The organism is Microbacterium sp. 10L49, from assembly GCF_056395125.1.
Genome location: NZ_JBFTIW010000001.1, coordinates 431,014 through 452,552, shown reverse-complemented (window position 1 = coordinate 452,552; position 21,539 = coordinate 431,014). Strand labels below are relative to the sequence as shown.

The following is a 21,539-nucleotide window of genomic DNA, read 5'->3' as shown; positions in this document are numbered from 1 at the left end:
ATCCTCATAAGGCAAGCAGCCGCGCCGCCCGTCCCGCGTCGATTCCGCCGCGCCAGCCGGACAGGGGCGGCGTGATGTCCGATCGAGGTCCGCCGGACCAAGCCTCGGCGATCTCGCGGCGAGACACGAACCTGTCCCAGCTGGGGTCGAGAGTGCTTGGCAGCAATCCGTACTCGGCAACGCCGATGAGGATGCCATATCGCTGGTACTTGTCTGTGCCCGATACGACTTTCGCGCGCGCGACCGCCTTCTCGAGTTCGCTTGCGCGACTGCCGTCGGGCTGGGCTGAGATCACCTCGAGCAAAGCGCGTAGCCGCTCCTTGTCATCGACCGTGGGGGAGGGGAGGCCCGCCGCGACCGCGGTCTCGAGATCGGGGAGATAGCGATGCGGCTGCTCGTTCCAGGCCCAGCCGAGCGCGAGACGCAGCAGCACCTCGGTCGAATCCAGCTCGTAGGCATCCTCCGAACGCGCGTCCAGACCGCAATCGGGCAACCCGTTCTCGGCCGCAGGCGCAGACGCGAGATGCCGTGCCCAGGCGAAGGAGATCAGGATCTGGCGTCCGTGCGGGGCACTGCCGAGGCCTGCGACGAAGGCGCCGAGCACGGCTGCCTCGTCCAGCACCGATGCGGTGGCGATCGAGCGCTCGACGATATCGACCGGCCGGATCCGCTCGATGACACGGACCGGCCAGCCGGACGACTCGGCCGCCGTCACATCGATCGCCTCGTTCGATGCCTGGGCGCCGACCACGCCACCGGTGCGCGTGAAGCGGTATCCGTAGAGTCGCATGAGGATTTCCAGCTCGGCGCCGGCAGGGATCCGTCGGGGTGCAGCCATCACCCCGTCAGCGTAGGGCATCGGGATCCCCCTGCCGCTGCGGGTCGGCAGGCAGGATGCCCGCACGGTCGCGCCGTCGGACAAACGGACTATCTGCTCTCACTGGCGGACGGAGGAGCGTCGGTGACCGTGGGCTCCTCGGTGCGAGAGCCGCTGCGCTGAGCCGCCGCGCCGGCGATGACGACGATCGCGATCCCGACGACCTGCACCAGGCTGGGTGCCTGGGCCAGCACGAGCAACCCGATGACGACGCCGAACGCGGGCTCGATGGAGAGCAACGTGCCGAACGCGGTGTGAGACATCCGTCGCAGCGCCATCATCTCGAGACCGAATGCGATCACCGGCGTGATCAACGCGATACCTGCCGCGGCGGGCAGCACCCACCAGGTGAACGTCCCGCCGATGAGCTGGGGCAGGCCCATCGGCAGCGTCGTCAGAGCTGCGACGGGAATGGTCAGCGACAGCCCGCTGATGCCGGAGAACCGATCCCCGACATGCTGAGTGAGCACGTTGTAGAGCCCCCAGCATGTTCCGGCGGCGGCGGCGAAGCCGACGCCCACGGCATCGAAGTTCCCGCGCCAAGGCTCGGTGAGCAGTACGACGCCGACGAACGCGAGCAGCGGCCACACGAGCGCCCGGCGTCGCTTGCTCATCAGGCCTGCGACAGTGAGCGGCCCGAGGAACTCGATCGCCACGGTCGTGCCCAGCGGCATGCGTTCGACCGCGGCGAGAAAGCAGGTCGTCATGAATCCGGTCACGACGCCCAGTGCGAGCAGAGCAGGAATGTCCTTGCCGCGCAGCGAACGGATCGCGGGTCGCGCGATGATCCAGAGGAACACCGCCCCGAAGCACATGCGCAACCATGCTGTGCCCGCCGGGCCGACCTGCTCGATGACCGGCACGGAGAGCGCATTGGAGAGCTGGACCGAGATCATCGCCACCACGGCCATGGTCCACGCCGGGATCCGAGAAAGGCGGCCACGACCTGGGCCCGCGGATCCCTGCGCTTGCGATGTGAAGGTCTCAGTCATTGTCGGTCTCCGCTCCATGTGCGATCCCGACGCCCGGCTCATATGCGCAAAGGACCAGTCGAGCCTGACTCTCCTGAGCGTTGACGTAGGTGTGCTCGATGTCCGCATAGAACGACACCGTGTCGCCGACCGCCAGGTCGTAGGCGTCGCTGCCGACGGAGACGGTGACCGCGCCTTCGGTCACGAGCAGCATCTCGCGGGTCCCACTGGCGTGAGCGTCACTCTCATGGCGGTCCCCGGGGGCGAGAACCCACTCCCACAGCTCGACGACGTTCGGTGGTTCCGTGCCGGCCATGAGCATTCCGAATCCGCCTTGTTCGCCCCTCCATAGAGTCGCCCCCTCGCCGGCACGGGTCACCTTGGCGGTCTTGGGCGCAGGCGGCTCGACGAGCGCAGGCAAGCCCATACCCAGAGCATCGGAGATCCGCAGAAGCGTCTCCAGGCTCGGGTTGGCGGCGCCCTGCTCGACGTTGACGATCATGCGTCGGCTCACTCCGGAGCGCTCCGCCAACTGGTCGAGTGTCCATCCGCGTGCGATGCGCTCGCGCTTGACTCGCACGCCGATGGCCTGCGCAAGTGGGTCTGGCTGAGAATCCATGAGTGCAGCATAATGCACGCCGAGGGCACTAGCGTTAGGGTTGCCATCGCTCGGCCATTGCTTCCGATGGCGACCAGCGCGGCAGACGGGAACGGATTCGAGGAGAGCATGGGCAAGGGCGACTTCAGGCAGGACGCGCGCGCTGCACGCGCAGCCGACGTGGACGAGATGGCGCGAATACTCACGCTCGCGTTCCTGGATGACCCGGTGTGGGGGCCTGCATTTCCCGAGTCCGGTCGGCGGCGCGCGGTGGCCGACGCGTTCTGGCACTTCATGTGCACCGAGGCGCTACGCTTCCCGGACTCGATGGTCACGGTCGCCGCAGGACCAGCCCTCAAGGCTGTATCCGTCTGGTTGCCACCCGGCGCGAATGAGGTCTCCGACGCATCCCATGACGCCTATGACGCCATGACTCTCGAACTTCTGGGCGCCGCCGCTGCGGACCGGCTCGCTCAAGCAGGGGAGCGGTTCGCAGCCGCCCGACCCGATGAACCGCACGCGTACCTCACGCTCCTCGGCGTTGCACCCGAGTGGCGCGGGGGAGGGCACGGCATGGGTCTGCTTCGCGCAGCACTGTCGCGTTACGACGCGCTCGGCATCCCGACCTTTCTGGAGTCTTCCAATCCCGTCAACGACAGGAGATACGAGGTTCTGGGGTACCGCCCGAGGTCGAAAGTGATTCTGGCAACGGGGGCCGTAGTCCAGACGTACTGGCGCGAAGCCCAGCCGCCGGCGGCGAGTGCGGACGAGACGGACCGGAGTCGCCTGGGCGCCCCTGAGGCAACAGAGGGTCGTGGCGGGTGAGGCCTGGACGGAGGCTCAGCGCGCTGGGCGCACTCGTGTTTCGAACGCGTTCAAGAAAGTGTATCGTGAGACCATGCCCGATTCAGAGCGCGTCACGCCCGTCGAAGGCACCCACACCGCGGTCCAGCCGGTCACCGGGTCGGCTCGGCGACGGCTCATGCCGTGGATCATCATGGCCATCGCGATCGTCGTTGTACCAGCGGTCGCCATTGCCGCTGTCATCGCGACGATGGACCTCGTGCGCGACTTCAGATACCCGGTCAACGTCACCATCTCGCTGAGCTACGTCAGCGACAACGGGCGAACGTATTCGTGCACGTATGACTACAGCACTCCGAGGAGTGCACCGATGCCGGCAGACATCGCCCAGCAGATGAACGAACAGGACTGGTCTCAGACCGGTCAGCTGATGTATGAATGGGCCAAGACCCACCGGGCTGCGGCAGGCTCGACGTGGGGCCTCGCGATGGATGAATTCGTCAGGTTTCCGCCGTGGTTGGTCCAAACCGAAGACGGATCCGAGTACGAACTGTGGTCGAGACAGCGCCCCGGTGGCAACTGCGAAGACGGCCTGCAGTAAGCCCGCGTCAGCCTCAACGGATACGCCAGCCTGGCAGTGAGCGGCATGCTGACCCCTGAGCTGACGGAGCACGGCCTGGAGCGCATCCGTGTAGAGCGCTGGAGGAGTGGCATCCGCCCAACTTTCATCTGACATAATGTGCATTATCGGTGATATCGAAGGCGCCGCGGAGACTGCGCACGGTCGAAAAATGGACGGTCGGACGCGGCGACGATGCAACGCCACGTACGGGAGCTGTCTCGGTCGCTGGCCTCGCGCGCGCATCGGATCGTACGAGGTTTCCCGTGCGATCAACGGGACCCGGGGTCTTCGGCGCGAGCACCTTGGGCAGGACAACCGCGTCCGAGACGGATCGGCGCGCTCCTCCCCGAGAGCCCGGCGACGGGGGCTCAAAAAGCTGACATAACGTCGCCCCTCAACCCATTCCTGGTTCTCCCCACTGGCCACCGCCGGGCGGAGTTGGACACGTCGCGTTCTTCGCCTCGGCACCAATCTCCGCGCGGATCGCGACACCACCGTCGGGCATCGACTGCACGGTGAAGACAACACCTTCGAGGGCGCCTCGTCGCGGCACGTTGCCGATCAGAACGCCATCAGCCGGACGATCGGGATCGAGATGACTCGTGCGGTTCGCCAGGAGTCCCGGCGTCGGGTGATCCATCATCCAGTTCGCTACGTCCACGACCGTCGTGCCCGTGACGGTCCAGAAGCCCTTCTCCGTGATCGTCGGCGTGCAGACCCAGCCTTGATACGACGAGAAGGCAGCCCCTGTGCTTTCGACGCGCACCGCGCCCGGAGGCACCGACGCCGTCGCGAGCCACAGATCTGCTCGCTGCTGAGCCTCCTCGACGGCCGAGTCCGCAGGCGTGGGCGACGGCGATGGCGTGGCCGCGACGGCGGTCGGATCTGCCCCGGTGACGCTCTGCGCGCCGCATCCGCACAGCAGGACAGCGGTCGCGATGACGCACAGCGCGACAGGAGTCCCTCTCACCCGGTTCACGCGCTCCCCCGCATGGCCGCGCGCTGCCGTGCGGCCTCGTACAGCATGAGTGTGGCGGCGTTCGAGGCGTTCAGCGAGCTCGCGGAACCGCTCATCGGCACGCGGACGATCACGTCCGCGGCCTCGCGCCATCCGCGCGCGAGGCCGGTCGTCTCATTGCCGATCAGCACCAGCGAGGGCTGGGCGAAGTCGTAGTCCCACACATCGACATCGCCGTGCTCGTCGGTCGCGACCAGCGTGAGCGGCGTGCCCTGCGCGCGAACATCTCGCACCCAGTCGAAGACCGGGCGGCCCGATGCCGCGCGGACCACGGGCGTCGCGAACAGCGACCCCGTCGAGGCGCGGACCGACTTCGGGTCGTACGGATCGGCCGCATGACCCGAGACGATCAGACCGTGCCCGCCGAGCGCGTCCATGGAGCGCAGGATGGATCCGATGTTGCCGGGCTGCGTGGGCCGGTCGAACACCATCCCGAGGAAGTCGCGCGGCACCGGGATCCGGGACAGATCGTCCGGCGGCATCGCCACCACGGCGATGATCTCGGTGGCACCCTCGTCCTTGTCCGCCAGCTCAGCGAGCAGGGCCGGGCTCATCGCGATCGTCTCCTGCGCCTGCTGCAGCGCATCCCGGGCCCACGGCGACAGCGTGCGCTGTGCGTCGTGGATCACGGTGAGGATCGTCCAGCCGTGCTCGATCGCCTGCGAGATCGGTCGAACGCCCTGCACCACGAAACGGTGCTCGCGTGAGCGGTGGTTGCGGTTGCGCGTCAGCGCCTCGAGCAGCTGGAACCGCGAGTTGCGCGTCGAGATCCGGAGGTCTGCCATCGTCGCCCCCTCACGCACCCACGTAGGCGGCGAGGTGCTCCCCCGTCACGGTCGACTTCGCCGCGACGAGGTCGGCCGGAGTGCCCTCGTAGACGATGCGCCCACCGTCATGGCCGGCGCCAGGGCCGACGTCGATGATCCAGTCGGCGTGCGCCATCACGGCCTGGTGGTGCTCGATCACGATCACGGATCTGCCGGAGTCGACCAGGCGGTCCAGCAGCCCGAGCAGGTTCTGCACGTCGGCCAGGTGCAGACCCGTCGTCGGCTCGTCCAGCACATAGGTCGCGGCGCCGTCGGCCATCTGGGTCGCGAGTTTGATGCGCTGACGCTCACCTCCCGACAGCGTCGACAGCGGCTGGCCGAGCGAGAGGTAGCCCAGTCCGACATCCTCGAGGCGGCTCAGGATCGTCACCGCGGCGGGAATCTTGGCCTCTCCCCCACGGAAGAACTCGTGCGCCTGCGCCACGGGCATATCGAGAACCTCGGTGATGTCCTTCCCGGCCAGCTTGTACTCGAGAACCGCAGCCTGGAAGCGCTTTCCGCCGCAGTCCTCACAGGGGCTCTCCACCGTGTCCATGAAGCCGAGCTCTGTGACGATCACCCCCGCGCCCTTGCATGTAGGGCAGGCGCCCTCGGAGTTCGCGCTGAACAGTGCGGGCTTCACGCCGTTCGCCTTCGCAAACGCCTTGCGGATCGGCTCCAGGAGCCCTGTGTAGGTGGCGGGGTTGCTGCGACGGGAGCCCTTGATGGCCGTCTGGTCGATCGAGACGACGCCCTCGCCCTTGGCCACGGAGCCGTGGATCAGCGAGCTCTTGCCGGAGCCGGCGACACCGGTCACCACGGTCAGGACGCCGAGCGGCACGTCGACGTCGACGCCCTGCAGGTTGTTCGTCGTGGCGCCCCGCACCTCGATCGCCCCCGTGCGCTCCCGCACCGAGGGCTTGAGCGCTACACGGTCGTCGAGGTGACGCCCCGTCAGCGTCCCGCTGGCACGCAACCCTTCGATCGTGCCCTCGAAGCAGATCTCGCCACCGGCAGAGCCCGCACCGGGCCCGAGGTCGACCACGTGATCGGCGATCGCGATGGTCTCGGGCTTGTGCTCGACGACCAGCACGGTGTTGCCCTTGTCGCGCAGCTGCTCGAGCAGCCGGTTCATGCGCTGGATGTCATGCGGATGCAGGCCGATCGTGGGCTCGTCGAACACGTAGGTGACATCGGTGAGCGAGGATCCGAGGTGGCGGAGCATCTTGATCCGCTGCGCCTCTCCCCCGCTCAGCGTGCCACTCGGCCGTTCGAGCGAGAGATAGCCGAGCCCCAGCGTGACGAACGCGTCCAGGTTGGCCCGCAGCGCCTCGAGCAGGGGTCCGGCGCCGGGGAGGTCGAGCGAACGCACCCATGCGGCGAGATCGGTGACCTGCATGCGGCAGGCATCCGCGATGCTCACGCCGTCGATCTTCGAGGAACGCGCCCCCTCGGTGAGCCGTGTGCCGTCGCACTCCGGGCAGACCGCGAACGTGGCGACCCGCTCGACGAAGGCGCGGATGTGCGGCTGCAGCGCGTCGATGTCCTTCGACAGCATGGACTTCGTGATCTTCGGGATGAGTCCCTCGTAGGTGATGTTGATCCCGTTGATCTTGACCTTGGTGATCTCGCCGTACAGGAACAGCTGACGCTGCTTCTCCGTGAATGTCGAGACCGGCCGGTCCGCCGGATAGAAGCCAGACTCGGCGAACTGACGAACCATCCACCCGTCGGCGGTGTACCCGGGCACCATGATCGCGCCGTCGTTCAGCGACCGGGTCTCATCGACGACCTGGGTGAGATCCAGATACGAAACCACCCCTCTGCCCTCGCACCGCGGGCACATGCCGCCGAGGTAGATCGCATCCTTGACGATCTTCTTCTCGCCGCCGGGCCCGGTCATCACGCCGCTGGCCTTCTGAGTGGGGATGTTGAAGGAGAACGCCGTCGGCCCGCCGATGTACGGCGTTCCGAGCTTGGAGAACAGGATCCGCAGCATCGCGTTCGCGTCCGTGACGGTGCCCACGGTCGAACGCGGGTTCGCGCCGAGGCGCTCCTGATCGACGAGGATCGCCGTGGTCAGCCCCTCGAGCACGTCGACGTCGGGGCGCGGGACCGAGGGCATGAAACCCTGGACGAAAGCGCTGTAGGTCTCGTCGATCATGCGCCGGGACTCGGCGGCGATCGTGTCGAACACGAGCGAGCTCTTACCCGAACCCGACACTCCGGTGAACACCGTCAGCCGGCGCTTCGGCAACTCGATCGAGACGTCCTTCAGGTTGTTCTCCCGGGCGCCCTGCACCCGGATCACATCGTGAGTGTCGGCGACGTGCGGCTCTATCATCGGCGTGATTCTCCGGATCGGACGGGGTGGCAAGGGGCGCGTCACAGGATAGCGGTGCCCGGCGTCGTCGCCGGGGGCACCGCGCAGGCTTCAGCCCACCTGCTGCAGACGGATCATGTTGCCAGCCGGGTCACGGAACGCGCAGTCGCGGATCCCATAGGGCTGGTCGATCGGCTCCTGCACGACGTCGCCGCCGCGCGACTCGATCTCGGCGAACGCCGCGTCGACATTCTCCGTCGCGAGCACCACTCCCCCGAAGCTGCCCTTCGCCATGAGCTCCAGGATCGTGCGCCGCTCGTCGTCGTTGATGCCCGGATCCACCGCCGGCGGGGTGAGCACGATGGAGGTGTCCGGCTGGTTCGCCGGTCCCACCGTCAGCCAGCGCATCTGCTGGTAACCGACGTCCTTGCGCAATTCCCACCCGAGCACATCGCGGTAGAAGTGGAGCGACTCCTCGGCATCGGTGTGCGGGAGGAAGCTGGCGTTGATCATGATGTCCATGCCGCTCACGCTACGCGGGTGGATCCTGCGGGGCTTCTCGATTCCTGATCGGTCTGGTGGCCTGCTTCTCGATCCACGACGGGATCCCCGGTCCCAGGCCCGGGTCGGCGCGATAGCGGCTCGGGGAGACACCGACGAGTTCCGAGAACCGAGTGCTGAACGTCCCGAGCGACTGGAATCCGACGGCGAAGCACGCCTCCGTCACCGACACGTCGCCGCGACGCAGCAGGGCCATCGCCCGCTCGATCCTGCGGGTCATCAGATAGGAGTACGGAGGCTCGCCGTAGACGATCTTGAATTGGCGGCTCAGATGCCCCGCCGACATATGCACTCCTGCGGCCAGTGCCTCGACGTCGAGCGGCTGGGCGTAGTCCCGATCGATGCGGTCCCGGACCCTTCGCAGTGCGGCGAGATCCCGCAGGTGATCCTCGTCGGCGGCCGGGCTCATCCCCCGATCCTCGCACGGCGGCGCGGGGTTCGCGGATCCCTTCCGTGCCGAGCGGTACAGTAAGGCCATCCCAGATTCTCAGGGATTACTCAGAAAGGGTCCCCCATGTCCGAAGCAGTTGCCGATGCGAAGAGCCTCGTGAAGTCGCTTCGCATCTTCCTCGCCGTGTCCGGCATCATCGCACTCATCGCAGGCATCGTGATGCTGGTGTGGCCGGTCAAGACGGCTTTCGTCCTCACCGGAATCGTTGCCGCCTATCTGATCGTCGCCGGCGTGGTCTACATCGGCCTCGGCATCTTCAGCGCCGCGAAGTCCGGTTGGGCCCGAGTCGGCCACATCGCCCTCGGACTCCTCTACATCGTCGCGGGCGTCATCGCGTTCTCGAACATCCAGGCGGCGACCGTCGCGTTCGCGCTCGTCACCGTGATCTTCATCGGCGTCAGCTGGATCTTCGACGGCGTCGTCTCGCTGAGCCTCATGGGGCAGGACGGGTCCAAGACCTGGACGCTGCTCTACGCGCTGCTCAGCATCGTGGCGGGCATCGCCGTGATCAGCCTGGGGCTCGCGGCCGTGCCGTTCTTCTGGCTGTTCCTCGGCATCTCGCTCGTGGTGCTCGGCGTCATGCAGATCGTGCGCGCGATCACGATCGCGAAGGACGCTAAGGCCGTCGCGGACACTGCCGGTCTCTGACTCCTCCTGCACGCGGAAGCGGCCCGGCGCATCTGCTCCGGGCCGCTTCCGCGTGTTCGGACTACTCGGCGACGAACCCGCTGACGTCGCCGATCAGACGGGTGTGGTCGGCGGGCACGGGCTCGACGGCCGCCAATGCCACCTCAGCGGCGAACTCGGCGACGTTGTACAGACGCCCCGCCGACTCGCGACGCTGCGAGATCGCGCCCGGGTTCGCGCGCTCGAGCAGCGTCGCCGTGATGGTGCCCTCGATCATGTCGCCCGAGACGACGACGAACTCGACGCCCTGCGCCTCGATCGTGGGGATCAGCTCGCGCAGCGCGTCCTCGCCGGCACGCTTGGACAGCGCGACCGGCACGTACTCCGGCATCGTCGGCGTGGTCCGGATGAAGTGGGCCTGGTGGCTGGTGACGAAGACGATGCGCCCGCCCTCGCGCAGCAGGGGAAGAGCGGTCTCCAGCACGTTGACCTGGGCGTCGCGGTTGAGGCGCAGTGCGTAGTCCTCACCCATGTTCGCCTCCATGCCTCCGGAGGCATTCAGCACCAGCACGTCCAGCCCGCCGAACTCCGCCTTCACCGCGTCGAACATCCCGGCGACAGAGGTCGGATCCGTCAGATCGGCGCCGATCACCAGCGCGCGGCGGCCCAGCGCCCGCACCTCGCCGGCGAGCTTCTCCGCGCGCGGAGCCTTGTTGCGGAAGTTGATGACGACGTCCGCCCCGGCCTCAGCGAAGTACCGGATCGTGTCGGCGCCGATGCCACGGGAGGATCCGGTGACGAGGGCGACCTTGCCGGTCAGCGATTCTGCGGGAAGGGTCTGAGACACGGGGACTCCTCGGAGAGGGTGCGCACGCGGCGCGCGGGTGGGACCAGAACACCCTACCAATCCGCGTGATTCCGCGGAGAGTGACGCGGAAGAGGCGCACTGACCGCGTGATAGGTTGGCAAAAAGAGGGGGCGGTATGGACACGATCCTGCAGATGTTCCAGGACTGGGCGTGGATCGGCTGGCTGGTCCTCATGGTCCTGTTCTTCGTCATCGAGATCTTCACTCTCGACATGACCTTCCTCATGCTCGGACTCGGATCGGCCGTGGGCCTGCTCTCCACGCTCACCGGATGGCCCGTCTGGGTGCAGGTGATCATCGCCGCTCTCGCCGCCGTGCTGCTCATCTTCGTGCTGCGCCCGCCGCTGCTGCGTCGCCTCCATCGCGGCGAGGACCAGACCCGATCCAACGTCGCTGCGCTGATCGGGCTGCACGGCACTGTGCTGCTCGAGGTCACGACGCTCACCGGTCAGGTCAAGCTCAGCAACGGCGACACCTGGACCGCCCGCCTCGCCTCCGAGGCTCCCGTCATCGCGCCCCTCTCCCCCGGCGCCCCCGTGACGGTGGAGCGGATCGAAGGCGCCACCGCGTACGTCCGTTCCACCCACGTCTAGGAGAAACAGGAGCAGCCCTTCATGGACAGCGCGTCCTTCATCCCCACCGCCATCGGATGGATCCTGGCGATCGCCGTCATCATCTTCGTGCTGGTGACCATCGCCCGTTCGGTCAGGATCATCCCCCAGGCCACCGCCGGCGTCGTCGAGCGGCTCGGCAGGTATCACAAGACTCTGATGCCGGGCCTGAACCTGCTCGTGCCGTTCATCGATCGCCTGCGCCCTCTCATCGACATGCGCGAGCAGGTCGTCTCGTTCCCGCCGCAGCCCGTGATCACCGAGGACAACCTCGTGGTGTCGATCGACACCGTCGTGTACTTCCAGGTGACCGACGCCCGCGCCGCGACCTACGAGATCGCGAACTACCTCGGCGCCGTCGAGCAGCTCACGACCACCACGCTGCGCAACGTGGTCGGTGGACTGAACCTCGAGGAGGCGCTGACCAGCCGCGACAACATCAACGGTCAGCTGCGCATCGTCCTCGACGAGGCGACCGGCAAGTGGGGCATCCGGGTCGGCCGCGTCGAGCTGAAGGCGATCGACCCGCCCGTCTCGATCCAGGACTCGATGGAGAAGCAGATGCGCGCCGAGCGCGACCGTCGTGCGGCGATCCTCACCGCGGAGGGCACCAAGCAGTCGCAGATCCTGGAGGCCGAAGGTCAGCGGCAGGCGGACATCCTCCGTGCCGAGGGTGAGAAGCAGGCCGCGGTGCTGCGCGCCGAGGGTGAGGCAGAGGCGATCCAGAACGTCTTCAACGCCATCCACCAGGGCCAGCCCGACGACAAGCTGCTCGCTTACCAGTACCTGCAGATGCTGCCGAAGATCAGTGAGAGTTCGTCCAGCAAGCTGTGGATCATCCCGAGCGAGTTCACCGAGGCGCTGAAGAACTTCGGCGGCGCCTTCACGCCGGGGGCGGGCGGATCCACTCCGTTCACCTCGACGGCACCCGCAGCGGCGGTCCCGACCACGCGCGCGGCGGCTGCCGCTGCTGCCACTCCTCCCGCGTCAGCTTCAAACGGCGCCGCGTGACGCACCCGTACTTCCAGGGCGCATCGGCGCCGCGAGTCCTCGCTCATCGCGGTCTGGTGGGCGAGGACTCGTCCGTGTTCGACAACTCCGCTCTCGCCATCGCCGCCGCTGACGCCGCGGGCGCGGAGTACGTGGAGACGGATTGCCGGGCGACCGCTGATGGCGATGCCGTGCTGTTCCACGACGAGACGCTGCAACGATTGCTCGGAGATCCCCGCCCGGTCGCCGAGGTCACGACGGCCGAGCTGGTCGCGCTGTTCGCCGCCCACGGCGGACTGCTCACACTCGCCGACGCTCTCGAGTCCTTCCCGCTGCTGCGCTTCAACGTGGATGTGAAGGCGCTCGCAGCTGCCGGGGACGTGGGACGCGCTGCGGCCGCGCACGGGCATCGGGTGCTGCTCACGAGCTTCGACGACCGCAACCGTCGCGCCGCGCTGGAGGCCGCCGCGGCTGCGGGCGCCGAGGTGCTGCCGGCTTCCTCCGGCGGGCGGACCGCGATCGCGCTGCTGCGTCTGGCGTCGGCCCTGCGTCTTCGCGGCTGGGCGCGCCGCATACTGCGAGGGCTGGACGCCGTGCAGATCCCCGAGCGGTTCGGTGCGCTGCGGGTGTTCACGCCGGCACTCGTGCGCGCCGCGCATGACGCCGGCGTCGAGGTGCACGTGTGGACCGTCAACGACCCCGAACGCATGCGCGCGCTGGTGTCCGCCGGCGCCGACGGCATCGTCACCGATCGTGCGGACGTCGCGATCAAGGCCCTCGCCCCGCGCTGAGATCCAGTTTCGTCGTACGGCGGACCCAGTCCCAGTTCGCGTGCTGAGCGCTCCCGGGCTGGGTATCGACTGTGAAAGCCTTCATGGTTTGCCCCCTTCGCACCTTCTGCACAGCCCGGGCCGATATACCTGAGGGCGACGAGAGGACCACACAATGGCAGATCGCAGCCTTCGGGGAATCCGACTCGGCGCCCAGAGCCTTCAGAGCGAAGAGGGCGTCGTCTTCATGGAACGCCAGCAGACCGCATACTCCTGCGACACCTGCGGCCACGTGACCACACTGATGTTCGCGGCCGATGCCGAGCCGCCGGCCACCTGGGAGTGCCGCGCGTGCGGCGCTGACGCCCGACTGCAGATCGACGGCAAGTCCGTCGAGATCGCGGCGGACGGCGACAAGGGCGGACGCACGCACTGGGACATGCTTCTGGAGCGCCGCACCCGTGCCGAGCTCGAGGAACTCCTGGAAGAGCGCCTCGCGTTCATCCGCGCACGTCGCGGCGCCGGCGAAGACCCGACCCGCGAACGGATCGGCGCCTAAGCCTCCGACCGGCCCCGTCGTACCCGACCGGACACACCCGCGACGACGACCACGAGCAGCCCGCCCCACAGCAGGACCTGCTCCAGCCAGGGCCCGATGAGCACACCCGCAGTCGCCCCGGTGCGCAGTTCGACATCTTCGAGCAGTGCACCGGGGCGATCCTCGTCCAGAGAGGCCTGCGTGGAGCCGTCGGCACGGATCACCTGACTGGTGCCGACCGTGGAGATGTTCACGACCGCTCGCCCGGTCTCGACGGCCCGCATGCGCGCGATCCCGAGCTGCTGCAGGTTCTCGACCGTGCCGCGGAAGTCCGCGTTGTTCGTCTGGAACACCAGCACCTGGGCGCCGCCGTCGATGCCCTCGGCGATGACCTCGTCATAGATCACGTCGAAGCAGATGGCCAGCCCCACCGTCGTCGCGCCCACGCGCACGGTCGGTGCATCGGCGCCCGGCGTGTACCCTCGGCCGATCAGGCCGATCAGATCCGGCACGATCGCGTTGTAGAACGCACGATCGGGCACGTACTCGCCGAACGGCACGGGGTGCCGCTTCGAATGCGTCTGCACGTCACCCCTCGCCAGCGTGCGGTGATTGTCGGTCGGCCACAGGAACGAGGTGTTGTAGAACAGCTCGCCCTTCTGCGTGGCCGCATTCGCGAGGATCGGTGCCTGCGCGCGTGTGGCGATCCCGTCGAGCGCGTCCGACAGCACCGGGTACTGGAACGGATCGCCGTCGAGACCGCCCTCCGGCCAGACCAGCAGATCCATGCGCTTGCCGTACAGCGGCTCCGTCGCCGCCGCCTGCGCGGTCAGCACGTCGAGTGGCTCGCGCTTGTCGAAATACCCGGTCGGACCGTTGCCCTGCACCGCGCCGATCCGCATCGTGCCGTCCGCTGCGGTGGGGAACGACGGAAGGAGCGCGAGCAGCGCCACCAGCACGATCGGCGGCACCACCGCCGCGCCGCGCGAACGCGGGCGACTGCGTGCGAGTTCGACGAGGAACGCCACGAGGAGCACCATCAGGAATCCGAGTCCGCTGATCCCGATCCAGCTCGTGACCCGCGCCGCCGCGGTGTCGGACATCGTGTAGGCGATGCGCGCCCAGGGGAACCCGCCGTAGGGCCAGTTCCCGAGGAACAGCTCGCGGCCGATCCACAGGGCCGCCACCACCACGGAGAGGATGCCGGCGCGGAGCAGACCCGGACGGACCAGCACCGGGATCCAGCGGTACGCGAGCGTCACTGGGATCAGGGCGACCGCCGTCAGCGCCGCCTCGAGCAGGCCCAGAGCGAGCCACGGTATCGGCCCCAGGTAGCGCGCCGTCCAGGAGACGAGGACCAGGAACAGCACTGCGCCGTACACGAACCCCACCAGCAGGGCGGACCAAGTGCGGCGTCCGATCAGCGCGACGAGGAGCAGGGCCACGGCGGGGAACGCAGCGATCCACACCGACAGCGCGGGGAACGCCAGGTTGAGAAGCCCCCCTGCGGTCGCCGCGGCGAGCAGCGCCGCCCAGAGCGGCAGCACAGGGCGAGATGCAGGGCGCGTGGAGCGTGCCTCGGCGGGCTCGGCGATGCGGGCGGTCACGGTCACATCGAGGAGTAGGCGACGATGCCGCGGCGGACACCGTCGAGCGCGGCACGGGCCGTGCGCGCGGTGTCGGCGTTCGGCGCGACGATGGAGAGCTGGTCCAGCAGGTCGATGGTCTGCTTCGCCCAGCGCACGAAGTCCCCAGCTGCCATGTCGGCATCCTCCAGCACGGCATCGAGCGACATCCCCCGCGCCCAGGCGTGCATCGCGCCGGCGAGTCCCGCCGAGGGACGATCGGATCCTGGTAGCCGGTTGTCGTGCTCGAGGTCGTCGAGCTCTGCCCAGAGCTCCTGCGTGCGCTCCCAGGCGATGCGGAAGCGGCCGCGTGGCAGATCGCGGGGGTCGATCGAGCCGTCGTCGCGCCGGGGTTCGTAGACGAGGGCGCAGGCCATGGCGGCGAGGGACGGCGCGTCCAGACCGTCCCACAGTCCCCGCCGGAGCGACTCCGCCACGAGCAGGTCCCGCTCCCCGTAGATGCGCTGCATGGTGCGGCCCGCGTCGGTGAGGGTGAGCTGGTCTCCGCTCCCCTGCACATAGCCGACCTCGGCGAGCACGTCGAGCACCCGATCGAAGACGCGGGCGACCGTGCCCGTGCGGTTCTCGATCTGGCGTCGGGTGCGGTCGGTCTCCCGCTTGAGCTTCCAGTACCGCTCAGCCCAACGCGCATGCTGTTCGCGATCCGGGCAGCGGTGGCAGGCGTGGCGCTGCATCGCGCGACGGAGCGACTCGATCTGATGCAGTCGCTTCTCGCGCACCGCGCGCGGCGCCTGCTGATCGGCGCGGTTCTTCTTCTCCAGATCGCTGAGCTCGCGCCGGATCCCCGAGTACTCCGTGAAGTCACCACGGTCGCAGGTCATCGACCCGAGGTAGCCCTCCAGCGATGCTTCGGCTTCGCGCACCGTGCGCGCGAGTCCGACGACCGCGCGGTCGGCCTGGAACTGGGCGAACGACGACTCGAGGACCTCACGAGAGCGGTTGCGCCCGAACCGGTCCAGCAGGTTCACCGCCATGTTGTATGTGGGCCGGAAGCTGGAGTTCAGCGGGTAGGTGCGCCGCGAGGCGAGGGCGGCGACGGCCTGCGGGTCCATGCCCTCGGTCCACTGCACGACGGCATGCCCCTCGACGTCGATGCCGCGGCGGCCGGCACGACCCGTGAGCTGGGTGTACTCCCCCGAAGTGATCGCAACCCGCGCTTCACCGTTGAACTTCTCCATGCGCTCGAGCACGACAGTGCGCGCCGGCATGTTGATGCCCAGGGCGAGCGTCTCCGTCGCGAAGACGACCTTGAGCAGGCGCTGCTTGAAGAGGTCTTCGACGACCTCCTTGAACGCCGGCAGCAGCCCCGCGTGGTGCGCGGCGACACCGCGCTCCAGGTTGTCCAGCCAGTCCCAGTAACCGAGCACCGCGAGGTCCTCGTCGCGCAGGGTGCGCACCCGATCCTCGACGATCGCGCGGATCTCGCGACGCTCCTCCACCGTGGTCAGCCGCAGCCCGGAGCGCCGCACCTGCTGCACCGCGGAATCGCAGCCGACGCGGCTGAAGATGAAGAAGATCGCCGGCAGCAGGTTCGCGCGGTCCAGCAGGTCCACGACCTGGGGGCGGTCGAGCCGCTCGATGCGGCGCACATTGGCCGAGCGCACGGGGCGCTTGCCCCCGCGTTGCGGTCGCCTCCCCTGGGCTCCCGCATGGCGCGCACTGCGGTACTGCTGGGCATCGCGGTTGCGCTCGTAATTGGCCCCACCGAACGAGCGGATCCGGAGCAGCTCCTGGTTGACCTGCGCGGTCGCGATCCCGGCGCGGTCGTCGAACAGCGGGAGCAGGTCGTCTCGCACGAGCACGTGCTGCTCCAGAGGCACCGGACGGATCTCGGAGACGATCACCTCGGTATTGCCGCGGACCGTGTCCAGCCAATCGCCGAACTCCTCGGCGTTGGACACCGTCGCACTCAGCGCGACGAGCCGCACGCTCTGCGGGAGATGGATGATCACCTCTTCCCACACCGCGCCGCGGAAGCGGTCGGCGAGGTAGTGCACCTCGTCCATGATCACGTAGCGGAGATCCTCGAGGGCGCGGGAATCCGCGTAGATCATGTTGCGCAGCACCTCGGTGGTCATCACCACGATGCGGGCCGAGCCGTTGATGTTGACGTCACCGGTGAGCAGACCCACCTGGTCCGCGCCGTACACGTCGACGAGCTCTCGGAACTTCTGGTTCGACAGCGCCTTCATCGGCGTCGTGTAGAACGCCTTGTCCGCCGGAGTCGACATCGCCTGGTGGATCGCGAACTCGCCCACGATCGTCTTGCCGGCACCGGTGGGCGCCGCAACGAGGACGCTGCTGCCGCGCTCCAGGGCATGGCAGCCCTCGATCTGGAACGGATCCAGCTGAAAGCGCTGCATCGCCGCGAAGGCGGTCGTGGCGGGGTGGTCCTGAGCGGCGCGAGCGGCGGCGTATCGATCCGCCGGCGACGTCATACCGTGGACTCCTCGAGGAACTCCTGCTGGCGCTTGTGCTTGCGCCTGTCGAAGAGCATCGACAGCCCTGCTGCCGCGAAGTACAGCACGATCAGGATGCCGGCGAGCATGAGCATGCTCACCACGTCGGCGGCGGGCGTCGCCAGGGCCGCGAACAGGCACGCGATCAGGATCGCGATCCGCCAGGCCTTCAGAATCGCCCGGCCGGACATGATGCCGGCGAAGTTCAGGGCCACGAGGAACACCGGGATGATGAAGGAGACCCCGATGACGATCATCAGCTTGAAGATGAAGTCGTAGTAATCCTGCGCGTTGTAGAGGTTCTGCGCACCTTCAGGTGTGAAGCCCGCCATCAACTCGATGATGTGCGGCATGACCAGGACGCCCACGTAGCAACCGGCGAAGAACAACGGGACGGCCGACGCGACGAAACCGATCGTGTACCTGATCTCCTTCCGCGTGAGACCGGGCATGATGAAGGCCCAGATCTGCCACAGCCACACGGGCGCGGAGAGGAAGATGCCGATCGAGAACGCCATCCGCATGCGCAGGTCGAACGGCGCGGTCACCGACGAGAACGTGAACCCGACGAGGTCCTTGCCCCGCTCCTCGGCGACCTGACGGATGGGCCCGGTGACGAAATGCAGGATCGGGTCGGTGACGAAGAACGCGATCACCATGCCGAGGACGAGAGCGCCGGCGGCGAAGACAAGTCGCTTGCGCAACTCGATGAGATGCCCGGCCAGGGGCATGGTGCTGTCGCGACGCGGCTTCCGCCCCTTCGTCGCCGGTGACGCGTCGGTCACGCCCGTCAGCGCTGGGTACCGGCGTCGTGCGGCGGGTTGACGGCGGTGGTGTCGGCCGCGTTCTGCACCGGGGTCGGCAGAGCGGTCGTCGCGGGCGCCTGGGTCGATGCGGCGGCGTCCGTCGCGGAAGCTGCTGCGTCCTCGTCCTTCATCGCCTTCATCTCACCCTTGAAGACGCGAGCAGACTGGCCCATGCTCTTGGCGAGCGCGGGAAGCTTGGCCGCGCCGAACAACAGCAGGATGACGGCGAGGATGATGACCAGATGCCATCCGTTGAGTCCGGCGAACATGATGATCTCCCTTGATGGATCGGGTGTTGCGCACAGTCTACCGTGACTGCGGGTTGGTTTGTTCGGAGTACAGCGCAAGTGCTGCGACGGCCCATTCCCGAGCGGCGCAACGCGCCGATGCGGGTTCGAGGATCTCCACCGCGCCGCCGAAACGAGCGGCCAGCCGCTTGAGGCTGAGCGGATCCCCCACATGCAGCGTAGCGGTCATGGAATCGTCCTGGACGCCGGCCTCGGCGCGGCGCAGATAGTCGCGCAGCAACGGCGCGAGGCGCTCCGGGAAGCGGATCACCGCCTCGTCGCTCTCCCCGTCCCCGGCGAACAGCTCGGGCACGGGTTCGTCGCCGTGCGTGATCGCGATGTCGGTGAGCCGCGGCTCGCTGACGCGGTCCAGGTGGAAGGTGCGCATCGCGCGGCGCAGATGGCACCAGCCCTGCAAGTACCACTGCCCGTTCGTGATCAGGACCGTCACCGGGTCCACGGTGCGGGTCGTGGGCGCCGCGTCCGGCGCGCGGTACGTGAACGACACCGCGACGTGCTCTTTCAGGGCGGTCGCGACGACGGTGCGGACTTCATCGACCGGACCCGGTGCGACGATGACGTCCGCCGGCAGGCCGGCGGCACCCCTGGACAGCTTCGCGATGAGCGCCTGCACGACAGTGGAGTCGGCGACGCCCGGCACTGCCGAGGCCAGCTGCAGGCCCGCGACCAGGGCCGCGGCTTCGCGAGCGGTGAACTTCGGCACGCGGCGCAGGCCGACATCGTTGGTGATCTCGATGATCCCCTGCTCATCCAGCAGGTCCCAGTTGATGTCGAACAGCTCCTGCGGCGCCTGCCAATAGCCCTCGTCTCCGGGCAGGCCGATCACCGTGAGCTTCTCGACCATGGCGCGCATCTGCGCCTCGGTCATGTCGAACTCGGCTGCTGCCTCGGCCAGCGAGACCTCGCCGCGTTCGAGCAGATAGGGAACGAGCGTGAGATAGGCGCGGACGCGGTCCGAGCTCAGCAGAGGCTTGCGCTGCGCCATCATTCCCCGTCCTTCGCGTCTGCATGCGCCGCGGCCGCCGCGCGCAGACGCACGATCACCGCGTCGCGGAGCACGGCGGGTTCCACCACGCGGACCTCCGGCCCGTACGAGGCGAGCTCGTCCGCGAAGATGTGCAGATCGACGTAGCGCACGCGGATGCCCTGCGCAGCCGGCTCGGCACGCCGGCCGAGGCGGAGCGCCGCCTCCGTTCCGGGCGTGACCTCCAGCAGGGCCGAGTGCGCAGCGGCGACGGCCTCGAGGCTCGCAAGTGCCCGCTCCCCCGCGCCCTCGCGCATTTCGGCGGGGAACGCGTTGTTCGTGACCGTGACGTCGCCCACGATGCGGGTGAGGAGGAACATGCGATCGCCTTCGGCATCCACATCCCGACCGAACACGTGCCAGCGCGCCTCGTATTCCACGAGGGCGAGCGGTTGCACACGGCGGCGTCGGGGAGCCTGCTCCCCCGGCTTCAGGTAATCGAAGGCGACGGAGACACTGCGTTCGATCGCACCCTGCAACGGGGCGAAGGCGGCCTCGCGCGCGGTGATGCGCGGCGCGAAGCCGATGATCGGCTCGTCCACGTCGATCCCCAGGGCGCGGATCTTGCGCACCCCCGCCTGGGCGTCGGCGGACAGCGACTCCTCACTCCAGACACTGCCGGCCAGGCGCAGCACGGCGAGCTCGGCCGGCGTGAACTCTATGTCGACGGGCAGATCGTATTCCGCCTTCGGAATGCGATAGCGGGCTTCGCGCAGATCGTTCGGATCGGCGTGATCGCCCAGCGTCTCGATCGGGATGCCGAGCGAGCGCAGCTCTTCCTTGTCGCGCTCGAACATCTTGTCCAGGGCGTCCGCCTTGCCCTCCGCCCGCTGGCGGTAGCCCGAGACGGACGCGAGGATCTGCTGCTTGGTCAGCCCGATCTCCGTGGCCATGAGCGCCACGACGAGATTCGTCAGACGCTCCTCCGCGGGGATCCGTTCCGCCATCTACTGACCCGTCGTGGCGGAGTCGTCGATGCCGAGGATGTCGACGACGATCGCCTGCGTGCCGTTGCCGTCGGCACCGGTACCCGCGCTCGCATCCGCAGGCGGAACGATCAGGAGGACCTGCGATCCGACGGTCTGGCCCTCGATGCCCGCGGCACCGGAGATCACCGCGGACTGGGAGTCCCACGTGCTGTTGACCACCTTGCGGGTGTCCCAGTCCACGCTGGTGAACTGCACGCGGACGCCGTCGGTCTTCTTCACCTTCTGGCCCTCGCCGCGGATGAGTGTCTGCACCACCTGCTTGGCGGGCTTCTTCGCGTCCGGGACGATGATGCCGGGGCGCCCGTCCGGGGCGCGCACGACGGTGGGCAGGCCCAGCGCGTCGTTGTACTGCAGCGAGCCCTCCGCGTGCGGCAGGAACACCGTGCGCACGTCGAGCACCGCGACCGCGGCCCCCTCGGCCGCGGTCCCGGCGGGGAAACCTACCAGCAGCCGCGATCCGGCGGTGGCGCACTGCAGCGCGTCGCCGAGCGGCTTGGCCTGTGATGCCAGGGTGTTCACGTCCGAAGCGGCCGTCGTCTTGTCGAAACCGGTCGCGCCGATCTTCTGCCCGGTCCGCGCGTCGTACAGCGCGATGTCGACGACGATCGGCTGGTTCTTCGCCGTGATCGGAGTGCCGGTGCCGACGATGAGATCGTCGACGCTCGCCTTCTGCACCTTGGTGGGCGACGCGATGGTGACGGTCGGCTCGGCGCCGAAGTCGCCCTTCACCGTCACGGAGTCGGTGAGCCCGGACGAACTCGGCTGCGTCGGGCAGGCCTTCCCGGCGAACGAGGGGCCTGCGGAGCAGCCGGCCAGCGCGAGGGCGGCGAGGCCGAGGGTGATCAGAGCAGCGGCAGTCTTACGCACGCGCTC

At 68.2% G+C, this 21,539-nt stretch carries 23 protein-coding genes; 7 read left to right on the top strand and 16 right to left on the bottom strand.

The window, feature by feature from the left end; genetic code table 11:
- Positions 1-4 precede the first annotated feature (4 nt).
- The 3 genes from AC1DCT_RS02190 to AC1DCT_RS02180 all read right to left on the bottom strand — a co-directional run bounded on the left by AC1DCT_RS02190 (position 5) and on the right by AC1DCT_RS02180 (position 2,467).
- The gene (locus AC1DCT_RS02190; RefSeq protein WP_477427219.1) at positions 5-841 is read right to left on the bottom strand and encodes a hypothetical protein; all 837 of its coding nucleotides are present in this window, start codon (positions 839-841) and stop codon (positions 5-7) included.
- An 86-nt stretch (positions 842-927) separates the two neighbouring features.
- Positions 928-1,869, bottom strand: a complete 942-nt coding sequence (locus AC1DCT_RS02185; protein ID WP_477427217.1) for an EamA family transporter — start codon at positions 1,867-1,869, stop codon at positions 928-930.
- Positions 1,862-2,467, bottom strand: coding sequence for a helix-turn-helix domain-containing protein (locus AC1DCT_RS02180; RefSeq protein WP_477427215.1), 606 nt, complete (start codon positions 2,465-2,467; stop codon positions 1,862-1,864). The genes AC1DCT_RS02185 and AC1DCT_RS02180 overlap by 8 nt, the downstream gene beginning before the upstream one ends.
- A gap of 108 nt (positions 2,468-2,575) precedes the next feature.
- Here AC1DCT_RS02180 and AC1DCT_RS02175 point away from each other — a divergent pair, with 108 nt between their 5' ends.
- Together AC1DCT_RS02175 and AC1DCT_RS02170 are read left to right on the top strand one after the other, a co-directional pair.
- Positions 2,576-3,271 (top strand): GNAT family N-acetyltransferase, encoded by a 696-nt coding sequence (locus AC1DCT_RS02175; RefSeq protein ID WP_477427213.1) that lies wholly within the window; start codon positions 2,576-2,578, stop codon positions 3,269-3,271.
- Positions 3,272-3,344: 73 nt separating this feature from the next.
- Positions 3,345-3,851: a hypothetical protein gene (locus AC1DCT_RS02170; protein WP_477427211.1), complete on the top strand. Its 507-nt coding sequence runs from the start codon at positions 3,345-3,347 to the stop codon at positions 3,849-3,851.
- A 415-nt stretch (positions 3,852-4,266) separates the two neighbouring features.
- Here the strand turns inward: AC1DCT_RS02170 and AC1DCT_RS02165 are convergent, their stop codons facing one another.
- The 5 genes from AC1DCT_RS02165 to AC1DCT_RS02145 all read right to left on the bottom strand — a co-directional run bounded on the left by AC1DCT_RS02165 (position 4,267) and on the right by AC1DCT_RS02145 (position 8,989).
- Positions 4,267-4,638, bottom strand: a complete 372-nt coding sequence (locus AC1DCT_RS02165) for a hypothetical protein (protein WP_477384514.1) — start codon at positions 4,636-4,638, stop codon at positions 4,267-4,269.
- A 209-nt stretch (positions 4,639-4,847) separates the two neighbouring features.
- Positions 4,848-5,675 (bottom strand): TrmH family RNA methyltransferase, encoded by an 828-nt coding sequence (locus AC1DCT_RS02160; RefSeq protein WP_477427210.1) that lies wholly within the window; start codon positions 5,673-5,675, stop codon positions 4,848-4,850.
- Between the two features lie 10 nt (positions 5,676-5,685).
- The gene (locus AC1DCT_RS02155; RefSeq protein WP_477427208.1) at positions 5,686-8,040 is read right to left on the bottom strand and encodes an ATP-binding cassette domain-containing protein; all 2,355 of its coding nucleotides are present in this window, start codon (positions 8,038-8,040) and stop codon (positions 5,686-5,688) included.
- 90 nt (positions 8,041-8,130) lie between these two features.
- On the bottom strand, positions 8,131-8,541 hold the full coding sequence (locus tag AC1DCT_RS02150; RefSeq protein ID WP_477229120.1) for a VOC family protein: 411 nt from the start codon (positions 8,539-8,541) through the stop codon (positions 8,131-8,133).
- A gap of 10 nt (positions 8,542-8,551) precedes the next feature.
- On the bottom strand, positions 8,552-8,989 hold the full coding sequence (locus tag AC1DCT_RS02145; protein WP_477229121.1) for a helix-turn-helix transcriptional regulator: 438 nt from the start codon (positions 8,987-8,989) through the stop codon (positions 8,552-8,554).
- A 105-nt stretch (positions 8,990-9,094) separates the two neighbouring features.
- Here AC1DCT_RS02145 and AC1DCT_RS02140 point away from each other — a divergent pair, with 105 nt between their 5' ends.
- Positions 9,095-9,679, top strand: a complete 585-nt coding sequence (locus AC1DCT_RS02140; protein ID WP_477427206.1) for an HdeD family acid-resistance protein — start codon at positions 9,095-9,097, stop codon at positions 9,677-9,679.
- Positions 9,680-9,740: 61 nt separating this feature from the next.
- Here the strand turns inward: AC1DCT_RS02140 and AC1DCT_RS02135 are convergent, their stop codons facing one another.
- A complete protein-coding gene (locus AC1DCT_RS02135) occupies positions 9,741-10,505 on the bottom strand; it encodes an SDR family oxidoreductase (RefSeq protein ID WP_440731730.1) in 765 nt (254 codons plus the stop codon).
- 136 nt (positions 10,506-10,641) lie between these two features.
- On the opposite strand from AC1DCT_RS02135, the gene AC1DCT_RS02130 reads away from it, so the two are divergent.
- From AC1DCT_RS02130 to AC1DCT_RS02115, 4 genes are all read left to right on the top strand, one after another.
- Positions 10,642-11,118: an NfeD family protein gene (locus AC1DCT_RS02130; protein ID WP_440731729.1), complete on the top strand. Its 477-nt coding sequence runs from the start codon at positions 10,642-10,644 to the stop codon at positions 11,116-11,118.
- A gap of 21 nt (positions 11,119-11,139) precedes the next feature.
- Complete coding sequence (locus AC1DCT_RS02125) at positions 11,140-12,147, top strand: SPFH domain-containing protein (RefSeq protein WP_477427204.1); 1,008 nt, start codon at positions 11,140-11,142, stop codon at positions 12,145-12,147.
- Positions 12,144-12,917 (top strand): glycerophosphodiester phosphodiesterase family protein, encoded by a 774-nt coding sequence (locus AC1DCT_RS02120; protein WP_477427202.1) that lies wholly within the window; start codon positions 12,144-12,146, stop codon positions 12,915-12,917. The genes AC1DCT_RS02125 and AC1DCT_RS02120 overlap by 4 nt, the downstream gene beginning before the upstream one ends.
- A 154-nt stretch (positions 12,918-13,071) precedes the next feature.
- Positions 13,072-13,455, top strand: coding sequence for an RNA polymerase-binding protein RbpA (locus AC1DCT_RS02115; protein WP_440731726.1), 384 nt, complete (start codon positions 13,072-13,074; stop codon positions 13,453-13,455).
- Here AC1DCT_RS02115 and lnt read toward each other — a convergent pair.
- From lnt to AC1DCT_RS02080, 7 genes are read right to left on the bottom strand one after another with little or no spacing between them, the layout of a single operon-like run.
- Positions 13,452-15,041 carry an apolipoprotein N-acyltransferase gene (gene lnt / locus AC1DCT_RS02110; RefSeq protein ID WP_477427200.1) on the bottom strand — a complete coding sequence of 530 codons (1,590 nt, stop codon included), beginning with the start codon at positions 15,039-15,041 and terminating at the stop codon, positions 13,452-13,454. The two genes, AC1DCT_RS02115 and lnt, sit on opposite strands and share 4 nt — an antisense overlap.
- Positions 15,042-15,043: 2 nt before the next feature.
- Positions 15,044-17,518: a DEAD/DEAH box helicase gene (locus tag AC1DCT_RS02105; RefSeq protein WP_441975882.1), complete on the bottom strand. Its 2,475-nt coding sequence runs from the start codon at positions 17,516-17,518 to the stop codon at positions 15,044-15,046.
- Positions 17,515-18,270, bottom strand: a complete 756-nt coding sequence (gene tatC / locus AC1DCT_RS02100; protein ID WP_440732427.1) for a twin-arginine translocase subunit TatC — start codon at positions 18,268-18,270, stop codon at positions 17,515-17,517. Before tatC ends, AC1DCT_RS02105 begins: the two co-directional genes overlap by 4 nt.
- A 59-nt stretch (positions 18,271-18,329) precedes the next feature.
- Positions 18,330-18,614 carry a Sec-independent protein translocase subunit TatA gene (gene tatA, locus AC1DCT_RS02095; protein ID WP_440731723.1) on the bottom strand — a complete coding sequence of 95 codons (285 nt, stop codon included), beginning with the start codon at positions 18,612-18,614 and terminating at the stop codon, positions 18,330-18,332.
- Between the two features lie 37 nt (positions 18,615-18,651).
- Complete coding sequence (locus AC1DCT_RS02090) at positions 18,652-19,641, bottom strand: helix-turn-helix transcriptional regulator (RefSeq protein WP_440731722.1); 990 nt, start codon at positions 19,639-19,641, stop codon at positions 18,652-18,654.
- The gene (locus AC1DCT_RS02085; protein WP_441975880.1) at positions 19,638-20,624 is read right to left on the bottom strand and encodes a helix-turn-helix transcriptional regulator; all 987 of its coding nucleotides are present in this window, start codon (positions 20,622-20,624) and stop codon (positions 19,638-19,640) included. The genes AC1DCT_RS02090 and AC1DCT_RS02085 overlap by 4 nt, the downstream gene beginning before the upstream one ends.
- Positions 20,625-21,533: an FKBP-type peptidyl-prolyl cis-trans isomerase gene (locus tag AC1DCT_RS02080; protein ID WP_440731720.1), complete on the bottom strand. Its 909-nt coding sequence runs from the start codon at positions 21,531-21,533 to the stop codon at positions 20,625-20,627. It lies immediately after the preceding gene.
- Between the last annotated feature and the right edge of the window lie 6 nt (positions 21,534-21,539).

Excerpts from the sequence above, each read along its gene's own strand:
- AC1DCT_RS02185 (WP_477427217.1), bottom strand. The coding sequence starts at position 1,869 with ATGACTGAGACCTTCACATCGCAAGCGCAGGGATCCGCGGGCCCAGGT.
- AC1DCT_RS02180 (WP_477427215.1), bottom strand. The coding sequence starts at position 2,467 with ATGGATTCTCAGCCAGACCCACTTGCGCAGGCCATCGGCGTGCGAGTC.
- AC1DCT_RS02175 (WP_477427213.1), top strand. The coding sequence starts at position 2,576 with ATGGGCAAGGGCGACTTCAGGCAGGACGCGCGCGCTGCACGCGCAGCC.
- AC1DCT_RS02170 (WP_477427211.1), top strand. The coding sequence starts at position 3,345 with ATGCCCGATTCAGAGCGCGTCACGCCCGTCGAAGGCACCCACACCGCG.
- AC1DCT_RS02160 (WP_477427210.1), bottom strand. The coding sequence starts at position 5,675 with ATGGCAGACCTCCGGATCTCGACGCGCAACTCGCGGTTCCAGCTGCTC.
- AC1DCT_RS02155 (WP_477427208.1), bottom strand. The coding sequence starts at position 8,040 with ATGATAGAGCCGCACGTCGCCGACACTCACGATGTGATCCGGGTGCAG.
- AC1DCT_RS02150 (WP_477229120.1), bottom strand. The coding sequence starts at position 8,541 with ATGGACATCATGATCAACGCCAGCTTCCTCCCGCACACCGATGCCGAG.
- AC1DCT_RS02145 (WP_477229121.1), bottom strand. The coding sequence starts at position 8,989 with ATGAGCCCGGCCGCCGACGAGGATCACCTGCGGGATCTCGCCGCACTG.
- AC1DCT_RS02140 (WP_477427206.1), top strand. The coding sequence starts at position 9,095 with ATGTCCGAAGCAGTTGCCGATGCGAAGAGCCTCGTGAAGTCGCTTCGC.
- AC1DCT_RS02130 (WP_440731729.1), top strand. The coding sequence starts at position 10,642 with ATGGACACGATCCTGCAGATGTTCCAGGACTGGGCGTGGATCGGCTGG.
- AC1DCT_RS02125 (WP_477427204.1), top strand. The coding sequence starts at position 11,140 with ATGGACAGCGCGTCCTTCATCCCCACCGCCATCGGATGGATCCTGGCG.
- AC1DCT_RS02115 (WP_440731726.1), top strand. The coding sequence starts at position 13,072 with ATGGCAGATCGCAGCCTTCGGGGAATCCGACTCGGCGCCCAGAGCCTT.
- AC1DCT_RS02105 (WP_441975882.1), bottom strand. The coding sequence starts at position 17,518 with ATGACGTCGCCGGCGGATCGATACGCCGCCGCTCGCGCCGCTCAGGAC.
- tatC (WP_440732427.1), bottom strand. The coding sequence starts at position 18,270 with ATGCCCCTGGCCGGGCATCTCATCGAGTTGCGCAAGCGACTTGTCTTC.
- tatA (WP_440731723.1), bottom strand. The coding sequence starts at position 18,614 with ATGTTCGCCGGACTCAACGGATGGCATCTGGTCATCATCCTCGCCGTC.
- AC1DCT_RS02090 (WP_440731722.1), bottom strand. The coding sequence starts at position 19,641 with ATGATGGCGCAGCGCAAGCCTCTGCTGAGCTCGGACCGCGTCCGCGCC.
- AC1DCT_RS02085 (WP_441975880.1), bottom strand. The coding sequence starts at position 20,624 with ATGGCGGAACGGATCCCCGCGGAGGAGCGTCTGACGAATCTCGTCGTG.